Origin of the sequence: Achromobacter sp. PD1 (assembly GCF_048541815.1) — a bacterium.
Taxonomy (GTDB): Bacteria; Pseudomonadota; Gammaproteobacteria; order Burkholderiales; family Burkholderiaceae_B; genus Achromobacter; species Achromobacter bronchisepticus_A.
The window spans coordinates 3,411,736-3,430,209 of sequence record NZ_CP183349.1; the positions used below are offsets into that span (position 1 = coordinate 3,411,736).

Annotated in this window: 16 protein-coding genes; 7 read left to right on the plus strand and 9 right to left on the minus strand. The window is 68.6% G+C overall.

Going from position 1 to position 18,474, the window contains the following annotated elements:
• Positions 1–116 precede the first annotated feature (116 nt).
• Positions 117–512, plus strand: coding sequence for a hypothetical protein (locus ACM1PE_RS16160; RefSeq protein ID WP_059373634.1), 396 nt, complete (start codon positions 117–119; stop codon positions 510–512).
• 14 nt (positions 513–526) lie between these two features.
• Here ACM1PE_RS16160 and ACM1PE_RS16165 read toward each other — a convergent pair whose 3' ends face one another.
• Positions 527–1,867, minus strand: a complete 1,341-nt coding sequence (locus tag ACM1PE_RS16165) for an RsmB/NOP family class I SAM-dependent RNA methyltransferase (RefSeq protein ID WP_118935084.1) — start codon at positions 1,865–1,867, stop codon at positions 527–529.
• A gap of 1,024 nt (positions 1,868–2,891) precedes the next feature.
• Entirely contained in the window at positions 2,892–3,548 is a 657-nt protein-coding gene (gene purN, locus ACM1PE_RS16170; RefSeq protein ID WP_118932857.1) for a phosphoribosylglycinamide formyltransferase, read from the minus strand.
• Positions 3,549–3,682: 134 nt separating this feature from the next.
• On the opposite strand from purN, the gene ACM1PE_RS16175 reads away from it, so the two are divergent.
• The 4 genes from ACM1PE_RS16175 (at position 3,683) to coaBC (ending at position 9,404) form a co-directional block, all read left to right on the plus strand.
• Positions 3,683–4,648, plus strand: coding sequence for a bifunctional riboflavin kinase/FAD synthetase (locus ACM1PE_RS16175; protein WP_059380498.1), 966 nt, complete (start codon positions 3,683–3,685; stop codon positions 4,646–4,648).
• On the plus strand, positions 4,638–7,499 hold the full coding sequence (ileS, locus tag ACM1PE_RS16180; protein WP_118932853.1) for an isoleucine--tRNA ligase: 2,862 nt from the start codon (positions 4,638–4,640) through the stop codon (positions 7,497–7,499). Before ACM1PE_RS16175 ends, ileS begins: the two co-directional genes overlap by 11 nt.
• A gap of 2 nt (positions 7,500–7,501) precedes the next feature.
• A complete protein-coding gene (gene lspA / locus ACM1PE_RS16185; RefSeq protein WP_059380496.1) occupies positions 7,502–8,041 on the plus strand; it encodes a signal peptidase II in 540 nt (179 codons plus the stop codon).
• Between the two features lie 166 nt (positions 8,042–8,207).
• Positions 8,208–9,404, plus strand: coding sequence for a bifunctional phosphopantothenoylcysteine decarboxylase/phosphopantothenate--cysteine ligase CoaBC (gene coaBC / locus ACM1PE_RS16190; protein WP_059380495.1), 1,197 nt, complete (start codon positions 8,208–8,210; stop codon positions 9,402–9,404).
• Between the two features lie 95 nt (positions 9,405–9,499).
• Here coaBC and ACM1PE_RS16195 read toward each other — a convergent pair whose 3' ends face one another.
• The 7 genes from ACM1PE_RS16195 to ACM1PE_RS16225 form a co-directional block, all read right to left on the minus strand.
• Complete coding sequence (locus ACM1PE_RS16195) at positions 9,500–10,393, minus strand: cation diffusion facilitator family transporter (protein WP_306636877.1); 894 nt, start codon at positions 10,391–10,393, stop codon at positions 9,500–9,502.
• A gap of 123 nt (positions 10,394–10,516) precedes the next feature.
• Entirely contained in the window at positions 10,517–11,506 is a 990-nt protein-coding gene (locus tag ACM1PE_RS16200; RefSeq protein ID WP_059380503.1) for a Bug family tripartite tricarboxylate transporter substrate binding protein, read from the minus strand.
• A gap of 119 nt (positions 11,507–11,625) precedes the next feature.
• Complete coding sequence (locus ACM1PE_RS16205; protein WP_118932851.1) at positions 11,626–12,312, minus strand: AroM family protein; 687 nt, start codon at positions 12,310–12,312, stop codon at positions 11,626–11,628.
• A complete protein-coding gene (locus tag ACM1PE_RS16210) occupies positions 12,309–13,238 on the minus strand; it encodes a DUF1177 domain-containing protein (protein WP_419343783.1) in 930 nt (309 codons plus the stop codon). The genes ACM1PE_RS16205 and ACM1PE_RS16210 overlap by 4 nt, the downstream gene beginning before the upstream one ends.
• Complete coding sequence (gene pepE, locus ACM1PE_RS16215; protein ID WP_059380491.1) at positions 13,235–13,939, minus strand: dipeptidase PepE; 705 nt, start codon at positions 13,937–13,939, stop codon at positions 13,235–13,237. Before pepE ends, ACM1PE_RS16210 begins: the two co-directional genes overlap by 4 nt.
• Positions 13,940–14,009: 70 nt before the next feature.
• Positions 14,010–14,777 (minus strand): IclR family transcriptional regulator, encoded by a 768-nt coding sequence (locus ACM1PE_RS16220; protein WP_118932849.1) that lies wholly within the window; start codon positions 14,775–14,777, stop codon positions 14,010–14,012.
• A gap of 160 nt (positions 14,778–14,937) precedes the next feature.
• Complete coding sequence (locus ACM1PE_RS16225) at positions 14,938–15,891, minus strand: LysR family transcriptional regulator (protein ID WP_118932848.1); 954 nt, start codon at positions 15,889–15,891, stop codon at positions 14,938–14,940.
• A 137-nt stretch (positions 15,892–16,028) separates the two neighbouring features.
• On the opposite strand from ACM1PE_RS16225, the gene ACM1PE_RS16230 reads away from it, so the two are divergent.
• Together ACM1PE_RS16230 and ACM1PE_RS16235 are read left to right on the plus strand one after the other, a co-directional pair.
• Positions 16,029–17,021: a Bug family tripartite tricarboxylate transporter substrate binding protein gene (locus ACM1PE_RS16230; protein WP_118932847.1), complete on the plus strand. Its 993-nt coding sequence runs from the start codon at positions 16,029–16,031 to the stop codon at positions 17,019–17,021.
• Between the two features lie 17 nt (positions 17,022–17,038).
• Entirely contained in the window at positions 17,039–18,466 is a 1,428-nt protein-coding gene (locus tag ACM1PE_RS16235; RefSeq protein ID WP_419343784.1) for an amidase, read from the plus strand.
• The last annotated feature ends 8 nt before the right edge of the window (positions 18,467–18,474 follow it).

Below are 18,474 nucleotides of genomic sequence, written 5' to 3' on the forward strand. Positions count from 1 at the left end.
GGGCTCGATTTCACCGTTAAAGTTCCTGTCAGCTTGGCGTCCGGTCTTGAAGCGGACTTGCGGCTGGCGCACACTGCGGGTGCTTTACCGACCAAACTGTCTCTTTTGTCCCACTGATGTTGCTGAAAAAAATCCGTCCCCAATTTTTTTACGCCCTGGCCGCGCTGGGAACCGCCCTGCCCGCGGCCGTTTCCGCGCAAACGCTGAAATCGGGCGACGTCGCCGTGCTGGCCTCGTACTACGAGATCCGCGGATCGGACTGCCTGGCGCTGCGCGCACCGCGCGTGTCGCTCACCATGACGCCGCGCCTGGGCAAGGCCAACATCATGCAGACGCGGGGCCAGTCCAGCGATTCCGGGCGTTGCGCCTACCAGACCGTGCCGGTGTCCCAGGTGGTCTACCAGGCTGACCAGGCGGGCAATGACAGCCTGGCCTGGGAAGTGAAGTACCAGAACAAGACCCTGGGCACGCGGCGCTACAGCGCCACGGTGGTGGTGACGCCGGGTCCCTGACCCGGCGCCCCCGATCAGGCCGGCTGGTCCTGCGGACCGGCCGCGTCGTCCTCGGACGTTGCTTCAGCCGCAGCCTCATCCGCTTCCGAGGCTACTTCGGCCGCGGTCGCCGCGCCCTTCTTCTTGCGCTCGAATACCGCGGCGAAAAAGCCGTCGGTGCCGTGCACGTCGGGGCGCAGCTGCACGTAGGGGCCGTCCAGCTTCAGGTTTTCACAGCGCGCGGCCAGGATCTCGGCCGCGTCCAGGCGCTCGAAATCGGGATGGCTGGCGAGGAAACGCTCGGCCTGGACCTCGTTTTCCTCGGCCAGCAGGCTGCAGGTGGCGTACACCAGGCGGCCGCCCGGAGCAACGCAACGCGCCGCGCTGTTGAGAATGCGTTCCTGCAGCTGACCCAGTTCGGCCAGCGCCTCGGGGTGCTGGCGCCATTTCAGGTCCGGATTGCGGCGCAGGGTACCGATGCCGCTGCAAGGGGCGTCGACCAGCACGCGCTGGGCCTTGCCGGCCAGACGCTTGACGCGGGCGTCGTTTTCGCTGTCGATGACCACCGGCACCACGTTGGACAGGCCGCTGCGCGCAAAGCGCGGCTTGGCGCGCTGCAGGCGGGCCGCGGACACGTCGAACGCGTACAGGCGGCCGGTGGAGCGCATCAGCGCGCCCAGCAGCAGCGTCTTGCCGCCCGCGCCGGCGCAGAAATCGATGATCATTTCGCCGCGGCGCGGCGCCACCAGCAGCGCCAGCAACTGGCTGCCCTCGTCCTGGACTTCGATGCTGCCGTTCTCGAACTGCGGCCAGCGGTTGATGGCCGGACGGCCTTCCATGCGGATGCCCCAGGGCGAATAAGGCATGGCGACAGGCTCGTAGCGCCCGGCGCCCTGCTGCAATTCGGCCAGCATCGCGTCGCGCTCGACCTTCAGCGGATTGACGCGCAGGTCCAGGCTGGCCTGGCGGTTCAGCGCCTCGATCAGCGTTTCCGGGCTGTCCATGGCGCCCAGGCGTTCGTCCAGCCAGTCAGGGATGCTGCCGCGCACGGCGCGCGGCAGGGTCGCCAGGTCGATCTGCGACACGCGCTGCAGCCATTCGGCTTCGCCGGCGTCCATGCCTTCGGCCAGCGCCTCGGCGCCCAGCGTCGCGGCCAGTCCCAGGATGGCCAGGCGGCGCGAAGCGGGACCGACGCCGCTTTCGCCGAACTGGCGGTAGCGGCGCAGATGGCGCAGCACGTCGTAGACGGCCTCGGCGACCTCGGAGCGATCGCGCGCGCCCAGATTCGGATGGTTGCGCAGCCAGTGCGACAGGGCCGCGTCGGCCGGATAGGTCCATTGCAGGATTTCGCCCAGGACGCGCTGGACCTGGTCGATGCGGATCGCCGCGTGCGATTGGCGCGGGCGGTTGAATTGAGGTTTGGGCGGACGGTCCTGGCCGCCGTCGCTGCCGCCGCCGCGCGGGCCGCCATACTGGCCGCGCTCGCCGCCGCGATCATCGCCTCGCGGCGAGCCATAAGACGGACGCGAGTCCGAGCGGCCATCACGACGATCCGAACCATAGGAGGCGCGCTCGCCGCCACGGCCTTCGCCGCGCGGAGCGTCATAGGACGGACGCTGGCCCGGGCGGCCTTCACGGCGTTCCGAACCGTAGGAAGCGCGTTCGCCGCCACGGCCTTCACCGCGCGGGGCGTCGTACGACGGACGCTGACCCGGACGGCCTTCACGGCGTTCCGAACCGTAGGAAGCGCGTTCGCCCCCACGACCTTCGCCGCGCGGGGCGTCGTACGACGGACGCTGACCCGGACGGCCTTCACGGCGTTCCGAACCATAGGAAGCGCGCTCGCCGCCACGGCCTTCGCCGCGCGGGGCGTCGTACGACGGACGTTGGCCCGGGCGGCCATCACGACGTTCCGAACCATAGGAAGCGCGCTCGCCGCCACGGCCTTCGCCGCGCGGGGCGTCATACGACGGACGCTGACCCGGGCGGCCTTCGCGGCGTTCCGAACCATAGGAAGCGCGTTCGCCGCCACGGCCTTCGCCGCGCGCCGGGTCGAAGGACGGACGCGGGCTCGGACGGCCTTCGCGGCGGTCCGAACCGTAGGAGCCGCGTTCGCCGCCACGGCCTTCGCCGCGCGGCGCGTCGTAGGACGGGCGCGGCGTCGGGCGACCGCCGGAGCGCTCGTCGCGGCTGCCGCCGGAACGGTCGTCACGGGCGCTGTCGCGTGCGATCGGCGCGCGCGCGTCGCCCTTGGGGCGCGAGAAGAAGGACCGACCGTCGCGGCCTTCGGACGCGGCCCTGGCGGCGCCTGCCGGACGGGAACGCGGGGATTGGGGTTTGGTCATGGTGTATTCCAGTGGGGCGGAGGGCTTCCGCCCGAAAAATTCGATTCGGGGCCGCTCAGGCGGCCGGCGACCAGGCGAAAAGGCGATCGGGATCGCCCTGCACGTTGACGCGGTGGTCGCTGGTCAGGGTAACCCGGCCTTCGGCCAGCCAGCGCACCGCCGCCGGGAAAGCCCGGTGTTCGACCGCCAGCACGCGCTCGGCCAGGGATTCGGGCGTATCGCCCGCCAGGACCGGCACGCAGCCCTGGGCGATGATGGGGCCGTGGTCCAGCACCGGCGTGACGAAGTGCACGGTGCAGCCGTGCACGCGCACCCCGGTCGCCAGGGCCTGGGCGTGCGTGTGGAGCCCGGGAAACGCCGGCAGCAGCGACGGGTGGATGTTGACCAGCCGGCCGGCGTAGTGATTGACGAAGCCCGGGGTCAGCACGCGCATGAAGCCCGCCAGGATGACGTAATCGGGTTCGTAGCGGTCGATTTCGGCGGCCAGCGCGGCGTCGAAGGCTTCGCGGCTGGCGTAGTCCTTGTGGTACAGCGCGCCGGTGGGGATGCCCTGCTGGGCCGCCCACTCCAGGCCGGCGGCGTCGGGCTTGCTGGCGATGACGGCGGCGACTTCGGCCGGCCAGCCTTCATTGCGGCAGGCCTCGGACAGCGCCTGCATATTGCTGCCGCGTCCCGAGATCAGGATGACGATGCGGCGCTTGGTGGTAGATATTTCCGGCAAGATAAGGAATTCCAAGGGAAATCGGGCCCGTCCGCCCTACGCAATCCCGCGCGCGGCGACAGCCTGGACGCGCGGCAAGTAAGGACAGGAACAAACCCGGAATCCAAAATTGTAAACTCTCGCTCGTGAAACCATCGCTGCGCATCTACCGATCCCTGCCCCCGCCCGACCGGCGCGCCCCTTGCGCGCTGACGATCGGCAATTTCGACGGCGTCCACCGCGGACACCAGGCCATGCTGGCGCGCGTCTGCCAAGTCGCGCGCGACCGCAACCTGACGCCCGCCGTGATGACCTTCGAGCCGCATCCGCGGGAGTATTTCGCCACCCTCAACCAACGCCCTGAGCTCGCGCCCACCCGGATTTCGGGTTTGCGCGACAAGCTGGCGGCGCTGGCGCGTTACGGCATCAGCCAGGTCGTGGTGGAGCGTTTCAACGCCCGTCTGGCTGAAATGTCGGCCAACGCCTTCATCGAACAATTGCTGGTCCAGGGCCTGCACGCCAAATGGCTGCTGGTGGGCGAAGACTTCCGCTTCGGCCACAAGCGCAGCGGCGACATCGACCTGCTGCGCGAGGCCGGCCTGCGCCATGGCTTCGAGGTGCAGACCCTGGCCGACGTGACCGACCAGCAAGGGCACCGGATATCCAGTTCCGAGGTGCGCACCGCGCTGGCGGTGGGCGACCTGGAACGCGCCCGCCACCTGCTGGGCCACCCGTACCACATCAGCGGCCACGTGATCCACGGCCAGAAGCTGGGCCGCACGCTGGGCTTTCCCACCATGAACCTGCGGGTGGCGGAGCGCTGCGCCGCGCGCTCGGGCATTTACGTGGTGCAGGTCTACGGCCTGGCCGAGCGGCCGCTGCCGGCGGTCGCCAGCCTGGGCGTGCGCCCCACGGTCGAAGACCGCGGCCGCGTGCTGCTGGAGTCGCACCTGCTCGACGAGACTGTCGACGCTTACGGTAAACTCGTACGCGTCGAATTCCTGCAAAAGCTGCGGGACGAAGAAAAATTTCCTGACCTCCCTTCCCTGACTGCCGCCATCGCCGAAGACGCGCGAAACGCGCGCGCCTATTTTGCCGTTCATGGACTATAAAAAGACCCTCAACCTGCCCGATACCTCCTTCCCCATGCGGGGCGACCTTGCCAAGCGCGAGCCCGCCTGGATTTCGCAGTGGGAGGAAAACCACGTCTACCAGGCGATCCGCGCCGCCAGCCGCGGCCGGCCGCGCTTCGTGCTGCACGACGGCCCGCCCTACGCCAACGGCGACATCCACATCGGCCACGCGGTCAACAAGATCCTGAAGGACATCATCGTCAAGAGCCGCAACATGGCCGGCTATGACGCGCATTACGTGCCGGGCTGGGACTGTCACGGCATGCCGATCGAAATCCAGATCGAAAAGAAGTACGGCAAGCACCTGCCCGTGGCGGAAGTGCAGTCCAAGGCCCGTGCCTACGCGCTCGAGCAGATCGACCGCCAGCGCAAGGACTTCAAGCGCCTGGGCGTGCTGGGCGAGTGGGATCGTCCCTACATGACGATGAACTTCAGCAATGAAGCCGACGAAATCCGCGCGCTGGGCCGCATCCTGGACAAGGGCTACGTGTTCCGCGGCCTGAAGCCCGTGAACTGGTGTTTCGACTGCGGCTCGGCCCTGGCCGAAGCCGAGGTCGAGTACGCCGACCGCGTCGACCCGGCGGTGGACGTGGCCTTCCCGTTCGCCGAGCACGCCAAGCTGGCCAGCGCCTTCGGCCTGGACTCGGTGGAAGACGGCGCCATCGTCATCTGGACCACCACGCCCTGGACCATCCCGTCCAACCAGGCGCTGAACCTGCATCCCGAAATCGAATACGCGCTGGTGCGCGTGACGCCGGTTCCCAAGTTCGGTCCGCTCCTGCTGATCGCCAAGGAACGCGTCGAAGCCTGCCTGAAGGCCTGGAACCTGGAAGGCGAAGTGATCGCCACGGCCCCGGGCGCGGCGCTGTCGGGCATCGAATTCCGCCACCCGCTGGCGCAGTTCAATGCCGCCTACGACCGCAAGTCGCCCGCCTACCTGGGCGACTACGTCACGGCCGACTCCGGCACTGGCGTGGTGCACTCGGCGCCGGCCTACGGTATCGAAGACTTCATCTCGTGCAAGGAGCACGGCATGAAGGACACCGATTTCATCAGCCCGGTCATGGGCGACGGCAAGTACGTGGACAGCCTGGCGCTGTTCGGCGGCCTGTCCATCTGGGACGCCAACCCCAAGATCGTCGAAGCGCTGACGGAAGCCGGCGCGCTGATGCACGTGGAAAAGCACAAGCACAGCTACATGCACTGCTGGCGCCACAAGACCCCCATCATCTACCGCGCCACCAGCCAGTGGTTCGCCGGCATGGACGTGGCCCCCAAGGACGGCGGCCCGACCCTGCGCGAATCGGCGCTGGCCGGCATCGACGCCACCGCCTTCTACCCGGCCTGGGGCCGCGCCCGCCTGCACGCCATGATCGCCAACCGCCCCGACTGGACCTTGTCGCGCCAGCGGCAATGGGGCACGCCGATGGCCTTCTTCGTGCACAAGGAAACCGGCGCGCTGCACCCGCGCACCGCCGAATTGCTGGAACAGGTTGCGCAGCGCGTCGAGCAAGGCGGCATCGAAGCCTGGCAGACCCTGGACCCGCGCGAACTGCTGGGCGACGAAGCCGATCAGTACGAAAAGAACCGCGACACGCTGGACGTGTGGTTCGACTCGGGCAGCACGCACGCCACGGTGCTGGGCGGCAAGGACGGCGACTTCGCCGGCTCGCACGGTGCTGAGCTCGCCTGGCCCGCCGACCTGTACCTGGAAGGCTCGGATCAGCACCGCGGCTGGTTCCATTCGTCGCTGTTGACCGGCTGCATGCTTTACGGCCAACCGCCCTACAAGGCCCTGCTCACGCACGGCTTCGTGGTGGACGGCCAGGGCCGCAAGATGAGCAAGTCGGTGGGCAACGTGATCGCCCCGCAAAAGGTGTCCGACTCGCTGGGCGCGGAAATCCTGCGCCTGTGGGTGGCTTCCACCGATTACTCCGGCGAGCTGTCCATCTCCGACGAGATCCTGAAGCGCGTGGTCGAAGGCTACCGCCGCATCCGCAACACGCTGCGCTTCCTGCTGGCCAACCTGGCCGATTTCGACGCCGTGACGCAGTCCGTGCCCTATGGCGAGCTCTTCGAGATCGACCGCTACGCGCTGGCCATGACCGCGCAGATGCAGGCGGAAGTCCAGGCCAACTACGAACGCTACGACTTCCACCCGGCCGTCTCGCGCCTGCAGACGTTCTGCTCGGAAGACCTGGGCGCGTTCTACCTGGACATCCTGAAGGACCGCCTGTACACCTCGGCCGTGGACAGCCGCGCGCGCCGCTCGGCCCAGACGGCCCTGCTGGACATCACGCAGACGCTGCTCAAGCTGATGGCCCCGATCCTGTCCTTCACTGCCGAAGAAGCCTGGAAGGAACTGGTCAACTCGGCCTTGAAGAATCAGGCCGACGCCGCCCGCACCACGATCTTCACCGAGGTCTACCACGCCCTGCCGCCGTTCGCCGACGCCGACGCCCTGTCGGCCAAGTGGACGCGCCTGCGCGCCATCCGCGCCGAAGTCCAGCGCAAGCTGGAAGAAGTGCGCACGGCCGGCGACATCGGCTCCTCGCTGCAGGCCGAAGTGGACCTGTACGCCAACGGCGCCGACCAGGAACTGCTGGCCAGCCTGGGCGACGACCTGCGCTTCGTGCTGATCGTCTCGCGCGCCACGGTGCACGCGGGCGAAGGCGAGACCCGCATCGAGGTCACGCCGTCCACGCACAAGAAGTGCGAGCGCTGCTGGCACTGGCGCCTGGACGTGGGCCAGGACGCGGACCATCCCGAGATCTGCGGCCGCTGCGTGTCCAACCTGTTCGGCTCGGGCGAAGCCCGCGACAAGGCTTGAGCATGGCCCGCCCCTCCGAACCCGGAGTGACGGGCGCCGCCGCCCCCGCCCGCGCCGCGCCTGCGCGCGTGGGCGGCTGGCTGGCGCTGGCACTGCTCATCATCGTGCTGGACCAGCTGACCAAGGTCTACTTCAACACCTCGTTCCAGTATGGCGAGCGCGTCAACGTGCTGCCGGTCTTCGACTTCACGCTGATGTACAACCGCGGCGCCGCCTTCAGTTTCCTGGCGTCCGAGGAAGGCTGGCAGCGCTGGCTGTTCACCGGCCTGGGCTGCGTGGCGGCGGTGGTCATCACCATCATCCTGCGCCGCACCCATGGCCAGCCGCGCTTCAGCCTGGCGCTGACCCTGATCCTGGGCGGCGCCATCGGCAACGTCATCGACCGCGTGGTCTATGGCCACGTGGTGGACTTCCTGCTGTTCTACTGGAACAACTCCTACTTCCCCGCCTTCAATCTGGCGGACGTAGGCATCACCTGCGGCGCCGTGCTGCTGGTGCTGGACGAACTCCTGCGCGGCCGCAAGGCCAAGACCCAGGCCTGAAGACGGCCCGGCCGGGGCGCGATGCCCCGGCTTGCTCCCGCATTTCCCACGGTTTTTGTCCTGTTTGATGCCCCCTGAACGCATCGCGAACGGCGCAATGCCGCAATGCAGAATAAAATCACCGTCCGTTCCTCGTTTACACGGCGCTGAACCCGCCGCCTCCCTCATGCTCGACCTCGCCCGCAAACGCATCGTCCTCGGCCTGACCGGCGGCATCGCCTGCTACAAAATCGCCGAACTGGTGCGGCGCATGACCGAACAAGGCGCCACCGTCGACGTGGTGATGACCGAGGCGGCTACGCACTTCATCACGCCGGTCACGATGCAGGCCCTGTCGGGCCGCCCGGTGTTCGTGGATGCCTGGGATGCCCGCGTGCCCAACAACATGGCGCACATCGACCTGACGCGCGGCGCGGACGCGGTGCTGATCGCGCCGGCCAGCGCCGACTTCATGGCCAAGCTGGCGCACGGCATGGCCGACGACCTGCTGTCCACGCTGGCGCTTGCGCGCGCCTGTCCCCTGCTGGTCGCGCCCGCCATGAACCGCGAGATGTGGGCCAACCCGGCCACGCAGCGCAATGTGGCGCAGTTGCGCGCCGACGGCATCAGCGTGCTGGGTCCGTCCGCCGGCGAACAGGCCTGCGGCGAAACGGGCGACGGCCGCATGCTGGAAGCGCATGAACTGCTGACCGACCTGATCGCCTTCTTCCAGCCCAAGCTGCTGGCCGGCCGCCACGTGCTGCTGACCGCCGGCCCCACGTCCGAACCCGTGGATCCGGTGCGCGTGCTGAGCAACCGTTCGTCGGGCAAGACCGGCTACGCGCTGGCGCGCGCCGCCCGCGAAGCCGGCGCCCGCGTCACGTTGATCACCGGCGCCACCTTCCTGCAGGTGCCGCGCGGCGTCACCGCGCTGTCAGTCACCACCGCGCGCCAGATGCACGACGCCGTGATGGCCAGCGCGGCCGACGCGGACATTTTCATCGCCGTGGCCGCCGTGGCCGACTGGCGCGTGAAGAACGTCAGCAACCAGAAGCTGAAGAAGACCAGCGAAGGCGGCGGCGCGCCCGTGATGGAATTCGAACCCAATCCGGACATCCTGGCCGAAGTGGCCAAGCTGCCCAACGGCCCCTGGTGCGTGGGCTTCGCGGCCGAAACCGAGAAGCTGGCCGAGCATGCCGAAGCCAAGCGCACGCGCAAGGGCATACCGCTGCTGGTGGGCAACCTGGCGCACAAGGTCATGGACGCGGACACCACCGAACTGGTGCTGTTCGACGAGCAAGGCACCCATCCCCTGCCCGCCGCCGACAAGCTGGACGCGGCGCGGCGCCTGATCGCCGAGATCGCCGCCCGCTTCCCGAAGTAAAAGCCAGGCCGCGGTTCCGGCCTGGCTGCTGACCAACCCCTGTTTCCGGACAGGGGTTTTTCTTTGCCGCGGGCTTGCCGCTCATGCGGCCGTCGTCAGTGGATATGCTCCTGCGAGGAACGATCCTCGCGCTCCATCTGCAGCGTCGTATGGTGCAGATGGAAATCCGCCTGCAGACGTTCCTCGATGGCGCGGCGCACCTGTTCGCCGTCGGCCCCGGCCGCCAGCACCACGTGGCCCGTCAGCATCGGATTGCTCTGCGTCACTGCCCACAGGTGTATGTCGTGAATCGAGACCACGCCGGCCGTGTCGGCGATGGCCTCGCGCACGGCCTGCAGGCTCATGCCCGGCGGCACGCCCTCCAGCAGGATGTTCACGCATTCGCGCAGCAGCATCCAGGTGCGCGGGAACACCATGAAGCCTATGCCGACCGCCAGCGCCGAATCCACCCAGCGCCAGCCCGTGAACCAGATGAGCACGGCGCCGAGGATCACGCCGATCGAACCCAGCATGTCGGCCCAGACCTCCAGGTAGGCGCCCTTCACGTTCAGGCTTTCGTCCTTGGCGCCAGCCAGCATGCGCATCGAGATCAGGTTGACGATCAGCCCGACCACGGCGACCGCCAGCATCCCCAGGGACTGGATGTCCGCCGGCGCCGACAGGCGCTGGTAGGCCTCGTACAGGATGTAGAACGCCACGCCCAGCAGCACCAGCGCGTTGACCGCCGCGGCCAGGATCTCGAAGCGGGCGTAGCCGTACGTACGCATCAAGTCAGCCGCCTTGCGGCCCGCGCGTATCGCCACCAGCGCCAGCAGCAAGGCCATGGCGTCGGTCATCATGTGCATGGCATCGGAAATCAATGCCAGGCTGCCCGTGATCATGCCGCCCGCGATCTCCACCAGCATGAAGGTGCCGGTCAGGCCAAAGGCGATCCAGAGGCGGGATTCGGGCAAGGCGCGGACGTCGCCGTGCTGATGGCTGTCGCTCATGGCTGTCCTGATCGTGGAAAGGCTCCATGACAAAGCCTGTAGCGGCTTCAGAGTCAAGCACGGCGGCGCGCGCCATGAAAAAACCCTCCGTGTTACCGGAGGGTTTTTGTTGGGCAACCCGGCTTACTGCTCCAGGCTGATGTTGGCCGCCTTGACGATGTCGGCCCATTGCTGGCGGTCCTTCTCCAGGAACTGGCTGAACTGCTCGGGCGTCATGCCGGTGACCGGCTCGGAACCCAGGCCGGCCATCTTCTCGACCAGCGCGGGCTGCTTCAGCACGTCCTGCATGGCCGCGTAGTAGGCGGCCAGCACGTCGGCCGGCAGGCCGGCGGGCGCGAACACGCCTTGCCAGGTCGGCATGTCGAAGCCCTTCAGGCCCTGCTCGTCCAGCGTCGGCACGTTGGGCAGTTGCGGCGCGCGCTTGATCGAGGCCACCGCGATGGCCTTGACCTTGCCCTGCGAAGCCAGCGGCGCGGCGGTGGAGATGTTGTCCATCGTCATGGCGATGTGGCCGCCCAGCAGGTCGGTGATGACGGGCGCGGCGCCGCGGTAGGCGGCATGCGGCACCTTCACGCCCAGCTTGTACAGCATGGTCTCGGCGATCAGGTGGTTGGAAATGCCCACGCCGGCGGTGCCGTAGGTGGCGGTCGGCGTCTTCTGGAAATATTCCTTGAGTTCGGCCAGGTTGTTGGCCGGCACATCCTTGTTGACGATGACCACGTTGGGCTGCACCGCGGCCAGCGTGATGGGCGTGAAGTCCGACGGTTTGTAGTTCGTGCCCTTGGGGTTCAGGACATGGGTGATGGCCATGGACCCGGCGGCGGCGATGCCGATGGTGTAGCCGTCGGCCGGCGACTGGGCCAGGCGGTAGGCCATGATGTTGCCGCCGGCGCCAGCCAGGTTTTCGACCACGACGGGTTGGCCCAGGCGTTGCGACAGGGGCTCGGCCAACAGGCGCGCCAAGGTGTCGGCGGAACCGCCGGGCGCGAAGCCCACCAGCAGGCGCACCGGCTTGACGGGCTTCCAGGCGTCGGCGGCGAAGGCCGGCGCGGCCGTCAGGGCTGTGACGGCGAACAGTGCGCCAGCGGCGCGATGCAGATTACGGCTGAACATGAAAAACACTCCCAACGATTGATTGACGAAGCCCGCTTCGTCTCCTCTCGCCGCTCGCCTGTCCCCGCCGCGCCGCGCATCGGTGTGCGCGGCAAGGTTGCGGGACGGGTTCGGCGGCGTTATTCCAATACTTGCGCCAGCGTCTGCGCCACCATGCGGTTGGACAGCAGCACCGGCCGGCCGGAGGCCTGCGCCACGGCCTGGCGCATGCGCTCGGCGTAGCCCATGCAATGCATGACGATCAGGTCGCAGGACGCGAGTTCGCGGCCCGCCCGCTCGAAGTTGAGCGCGGCCTGGGCCGCGTCGGCTTCGTAGGGGGAGGCATGCACGACCACGGTCTCGCAGGACAGCGGCACGACCATGTGGAAGGCGTCGACCTGCGCCTCCAGCGGCACCACCAGGCCCACCTTGCGGCAATGCTCGGCCAGGCCTGCGACCAGGTGGTCCACCACCTGTTGCGGCTCCACCACCAGCGTGCGCATCGGCGCGATCGCGGTGCCGGTGCACAGCGGCACCAGCACGTCGTAGCCCGCGGCGTCGGCCTGGCGCATGACTTCGGCCAGCCGCGCCTCGGCGGCGGCCGCGTCCAGTTCGATCTGCGAGCCGTCTCGCAGGCGGGTGGCAAAGCGGTATTCGCCCGGCTTGGGCGCGAGCGCGGCCAGGCCGGCGGCATCCAGTCCGTCGAGCGCGCCGAATTCGTCGATGCGCACTTGCGCGCCCAAGAGCGGCGCCATCTCGGGCACCACATCGCTGCGCGGCGACTGGCCGATGGTGAAGAACGCCACGCGGCGCGGCTGCGCGCTCATGCCTCGCCCGCGCTTTCGCGGCCCACGGTCTGCAGATGCGCCATCGAACCGTAGCGGCTCTGCAAGGCGGCCCATTCCTTGTCGTCGACGAAGCTCATCGCGCCTTGCCCGTAGAGCTTGGCGATCTCGATGCAGAAACGCATGGCGACGTCGGCGTCCACGGCGTTGGTCACGCCCGTGGCGCAGCCCGGCACGGTGGTTTGCGCGGTCAGCGCCACGCCCACCACCGGCGCGCCGGTGACGATCGTGGGCTGCATCAGCGAGTTCACGTGCTGCAGGCCGTTTTCGTAGGGCGTGATGTCCTGCGTGGTCAGCGGCAAGGTCAGCGGCAGCTCGCCGCTGACCCAGCCCATGACGTCCAGCATGGTTTCGGGGATGCGCAGCAGATAGCCCTGGCGCGCGACTGGCGTCAGCGCCACGCCGCGCTTGTTGACAAGGCGGTTGCCGCGCGTGGTGTCGACGGACAGGATCGCGTCCATGCGCGGGTCGACCTCATGCGACATCATCTCGCGCATCGGGAACGGCGAACGCATCATCGGCACCGGATGATGCGGCCGCGTGCCGGCGCGCGGACAGATGTGGGTGCGGATGCGCACCGTGCCCGGCATGACGTCGCCTTGGCGCGCCATGGCCATCAGCTTGAACGCCGCGGCAATCGCGACCACCGCGCCATCGCTGTCGGACACCAGGCCGGTGACCGCCGGACGCGCGCCGATGCCGCCAAGGCGGCCGACGATGCCGAGTTGCGGCGCGGTTTCGTCGAGGCCCGGAATGACGATGGACAGGAATTCGGTGGCCGCGCCGTCGCGCTCCAGCCGGGTCACTTCGACTTCGCAGTTGCCCGCCGCGCGCAGTTGCTCGGCCACGGCCTCGCCCGTGATGTAGGCGGAGGACAGCAGTTCGATGGCGTCGATCACATGCTTCATGCCGGGATCTCCACGGGGCCCGGACGGAACACGCGCGGCTCTTCGTTGCCGAGGAACAGCGGCGCATCGTGCGGGCCGACCAGGTCGATCCGGTTGCCGCGCACGCGCAGCGCGGAGCCTTCCGGCAGGCCCAGCACGGGCATCCGCGGATTCAGCGTGCAGAACTCGGCCAGGCGTTGGGCGCGGGTTTCGCCGCGATGTCCGGGAGGATGGGCATTGGTGTAGTGCGGATTGATCTGGAACGACAGCAGGTCCAGGGCGTCGAAGCCTTGCGGATCCGTGATGGGCATGTCGTTGGTGGTGCAGATGCTGGGGCAGCTCAGGTTGGAGCCGGCGCTCCAGCCCAGGTAGGCCGCGCCCTCGCGCACGCGGCGCGCCACGACGTCCAGCAGGCCTAGTCGGCGTAGCTGGCCCAGCAGATTGAAGGTGTTGCCGCCGCCCACGATGATGATGGCGGCGCCTTCCAGCGCGGCCACCGGATCCTCGGCGCGATGCAGCCCTTGGATGGCCAGGCCGGTATCCGCCAGCGCCGATGCCACCAGCGCGGTGTAGTCGTCCCAGTCGCGCGTGACGCCGGCGTACGGCACGAAGACGGCCGGCGCGCCTTGCGGCAGCGACGCGATCAGTTCGCGGATGTCGGGCAGCGCGTGGACCAGATAGCCGGCGTCGCTGCTGGAATTGCTGAGGAGCAGTAGGTTCATGTGGAGGATTTCCGTAAGGGGATTTTCTGGGTGTCCGGCGGCGCGGACGCATCTGTGGGCCTGAAAGCGTTCAGGCCAGCCAATAGGGATCGTTCAGTTCGCGGCCCAGCGCCCCCACCTGCCGCAGCACCGACTCGCGCAAGCGCGCGACGCGGGCGGCATCGGCCTGGAAGGAAACGAAGGACAGGCACAGGCCGCGCAGTTCGCCGGTGGCGGGATCGCGCACGGCGGCTGCCACCGCGCCTATGCCCGGCATGGCCTGGTCAATGGCCACGCCGCAATGGTCGGCGCGGGTCTGCGCGACCAGGCGGGCCAGTTCGCCGACCGTGGCGGGACAGTCGCGGCCTTCGGTGGGCAGCGGCTGGTCGGCGTCGGCGCCGTAGAGCGCCTGGAACTCGGTTTCGCTCAGGCGCGACAGCAGCGCCCGGCCCATGGCCGTGCCCGAGGCGGCGCGGCGCGAACCGGGCGGCGACAGCACCTGCACCGGGTGCGAACCGTTCAGGCGCTGCAGCACCACGGTTTCGCGCTGGTTCAGGGTGGAGAGATAGGCGGTCAGGCCGCTGTCGTCGGACAGCCGAGCCAGCACCGCGCGGCAGGCGTCGTCCAGCGGCGTGGCCGCCATGCCCGCGCGCACCGCCTGGGCCAGCATGGTCCCCGCGCGGTAACGGCGCGTGGCGGCGTCCTGGTCGAGCAAGCCGTAGTGCTGCATCTGGTTGAGCAGGCGCGACGCGCTGCTCTTGGGCATGGACAGGCGCGCCGCCACTTCCGTGAAGCTCAGCTCCGACGCGCCTTCCGCGTACAGCCCCAGCACGCGCTGGACGCCATCGAGAATACTCATGCTTGTTCCATAAAACGGAACTTATGTTCCTGTAACTTGAACAAGAATAATGCGGGGCTCGTCGGCGGTCAATACGGAAGGACCATGAAAAAGCCCCGGCGGTCGCCCCCGGGGCCTGGTCGCGGGAGCTGCGAGCGCCCGCGTTGACCAACGCAATGCTTCAGACCATCGGCCGCCCGTCCTGCGGCGCCTCGCAGAATTGCAGGAAGCGATGCAGCGGCGTCTGCCGTTCGGCGGCACGCTGCCACGCGAGGACCGTAGGCGGGTTCTGTACACCCAGCTCGACCGGCAGGATGACCGCCTCGGCCCCGACGGTCAGACGTAGTGCCGCGGCCAGCGGCAGCATGACCAGGTAATCCGTGGTGCGCACGAATTCATCGGTGAGCAGCAGATCGCTCACCTGGATGCCGCGCGGCGGCAGTTCCAGGTCGCATCCCAGGAACAGCGCGGTCAGCTTGTCGTGCATCATCGTGCCCGGACGCGGCTTGCACCAGGGTTCTGCGTGCAACTCGCGCAGCGTAAGGCGGCGGCGGGCGGCCAGCGGCGACAGCCGGGCGTTGGCGACGACCACCAGCGGCTGCGGCGGCACCAGCCGCAAGCGTCCCAGGCCAGGCGCTATCAGCTCGGGCGTGTCGTAACACACCAGCGCGTCCAGCTTGTCGTCCAGCAGCAGGTCCGCCATGGCGCGGTATCCGCCGGCCTGCACATCGAGCGCGACGCCGGGCTGCGCCTGGTTGAAGGCATGGATCAAGGGCGCAAGAGTCAGTTTGCCCATGTCGGTCGCCACGCCGATGCGCAAGTCGCCCAGACGGCCGCTGCGCACATCCGTAACGGCCTGGGCCAGTCCGCGGGATTGCGCCACCACGGCCTCCATCATGGGCAGAATCTGGCGGCCCATTTTCGTCGGACGCTTGGCATTGCCGATGCGCTCGAACAACTTGAAACCCAGCTGCGATTCGAGCTCGGCCAAGGTCTTGGAGACCGCGGACTCGCTCACGTTCGCGGCGGCGGCCACCTCCTTGGCCGACGGCGCATCGCGCAGCGCCAGCGCAATCTGCAAATGCCGCAGCTTCAGGCGCGAGGCCAGCGACTCGATAGGCTGCGGCTTGACCATTTTCTCAACCCCTTAGTCGAATAATTCACTATACGGTAAACCCTTGCGGACCGATGATAGCGGCATAGCGCGTGGCCATGAGCCGATCCGCGGCCGGCCAGGCCTCAGGAGCAATAGAGCGCAAACAGGAGACCGCCTTGCCAGCCCGACCCCGCCTTCTTGCCTTTATCCTTGCCGCCGCGACCGCGGCGGGCCTGCAACCCAGCGCGATGGCCCAGGAGCCAGCCAGCGGCGACAAGCTCGTGCGCCTGGTGGTCGGCTACGCCGCGGGCGGCGCCGCCGACGCGGTGGCTCGCGCCTATGCCGAACAATTGCAGGCGGCGGGCTACGCCAACGTCATCGTCGAAAACCGCCCCGGCGCATCGGGACGCCTGGGTTTCGACGTGGTGAAACGCGCCAAGGCGGACGGGCTCACCCTGTACCTGGGTTCGTCGCCGATGTTCGTGATCTTTCCGCTGACCTACAAGAAGCTGGGATACGACCCGGACCATGACCTGCGCCCCGTCGCCCTGGTGGCCGACGTGCCCACCGGCGCCGTCACGGGCGCCGCCCAACCCTACGGCAACATGGCCGAATACGTGCAATGGGCCAAACAGGCGCGCGCCAAGGCGACCCTGGGCCTGGCGACGCAAGGCAGCCCCGGCCAGTTGGGAACGATAGAAATGGGCGGCCAGAACGGCCTGGAGGTCGTGCCCGTGCTCTACCGCGGCGCGGCGCCGATGCTGGTGGACGTGGCGGGCGGCGAAGTGTCGATGGGCTGGGATGCCGTCGCCAGCATGCTGCCGCTGTACAACGCCGGCAAGGTGAAATTCCTGGGCGTGGCAGGCAGCCGCCGCCTGCCCACGCTACCCAATGTGCCGACGCTGCTGGAACAGGGCTACCCGCAGTACCAGCATGCCGCCAGCTGGTATGGCGTGTACGCGCCCGCGGCCACGCCGGACGCCACGATCGCCCAGCTGGAACAGGCTTTCGTCGCGGCCGGCAAGCGGCCAGCGCTGGTGGAAAAACTGCAGACCGCGGGCTTCCTGGTCGAACCCCAGGACGCGCAGGCCGCCAAGCGCCGCATCGGCGTCGAACGCGCGCACTGGGCCCCCATCGTCAAGGCCGCCGGCATTTCCTTCGACGAATAAGGCGGAACGTGGTTTCGATGAGCGACTCTCTTTGCGACTTGAGCGCGGTCGAGGCCGCGCGCCTGGTCCGAACCAAGGCGGTGTCTCCGGTCGAGCTGGTGCGCGCCTCCCTGGAACGGGCCGAGCGGCTGCAGCCCGTCCTGAACTGTTTCATCACGCTGTGCGCGGAAGAGGCCATGGCCGAAGCCCGGCTTGCCGAAACCGCGCTGATGCGCGGCGATGCTGCCGGCCTCTTGCATGGCCTGCCCTACACGGTGAAGGACCTGGTCAATACCGCGGGCGTGCGGACCACCTTCGGCGCGTTGCCGTTCAGCGCGAACGTGCCGGCCGAAGACGCCGTGGCTGTCGCGCGGCTGCGCCAGCAAGGCGCGGTCCTGATAGGCAAGACCACGACGCCGGAGTTCGGCTCCAAGTCCATGACGGATTCGCCGCTGTTCGGCCATACCCGCAACGCCTGGAACCTGGAACGCACCTGCGGCGGTTCCAGCGGCGGCGCAGCGGCGGCGACAGCGGCCGGCATCACGGCGCTGGCGGTGGCCAGCGATGGCGGCGGCTCCACCCGCATCCCCGCGGCGTGCAACGGCGTGGTGGGATTCAAGCAAAGCCTGGGCGCGATCCCGCACAGCCAGGCGCAGGACGCCATCGGCAACCAGACCTACGTGACGCCGACCACGCGCACCGTGGCCGATACCCGCTTGATGATGGCGGCCATGGCCGGTCCGCATGACTGCGATCCATGGTCGCTGGGCATACCCAGGGCCGACTACGCCGGCGCCGCGACCAGTCCCGAAACGCTGCGCGGCAAGCGCGTCCGCTATTGCCTCGCCCCGCCCGGCCGCCCCGTGGCCGCCGACGTGCGCGGCGCGTTCGAGGCCGCGCTGGCGCGCCTGGCCGATCTGGGCGCGGAAGTCGAACCGTTCGACGGCGCGGGCTTCGATGTCGAGCCCATCTGGCGCGTCATCAACCACACGGTCTGGCGCACCCGCTTTCTGCCGCTGATAGAACGCGAACCCGACGCCTACAGTCCCACCTTCCGGCGGCAGATCGCCACCGCCGCGGCGTTCAGCGCCCAGCAATACCAGGAAGCCATGTTTGCCCGCACCGCGCTCTACCGCAAGGTGCAGGCCCTGTTCGGCCAGGCCGACCTGCTGGCCATGCCGACCATGTCGCGCACCGCGTTGCCGCTGGGCACGGACATATTCGACACCATGGACATCGACGGCCGCCCGTACGGCGACATCCGCGCCCATTGGTATCCGTGGACCATGCTGTTCAACCTGACCGGCCACCCAGCCATCAGCGTGCCTTGCGGCCTGGGCCAGGATGGCCTGCCGATAGGCTTGCAGCTGGTAGCCCCTTGCCACGCCGACCTGCCGCTGCTGCAGGCGGCCGAAGCCTACGAGCAGGCCCGCGCGCCGCTGCCGCGGCCGCCCGCCATCGCGTAGATCGCGTC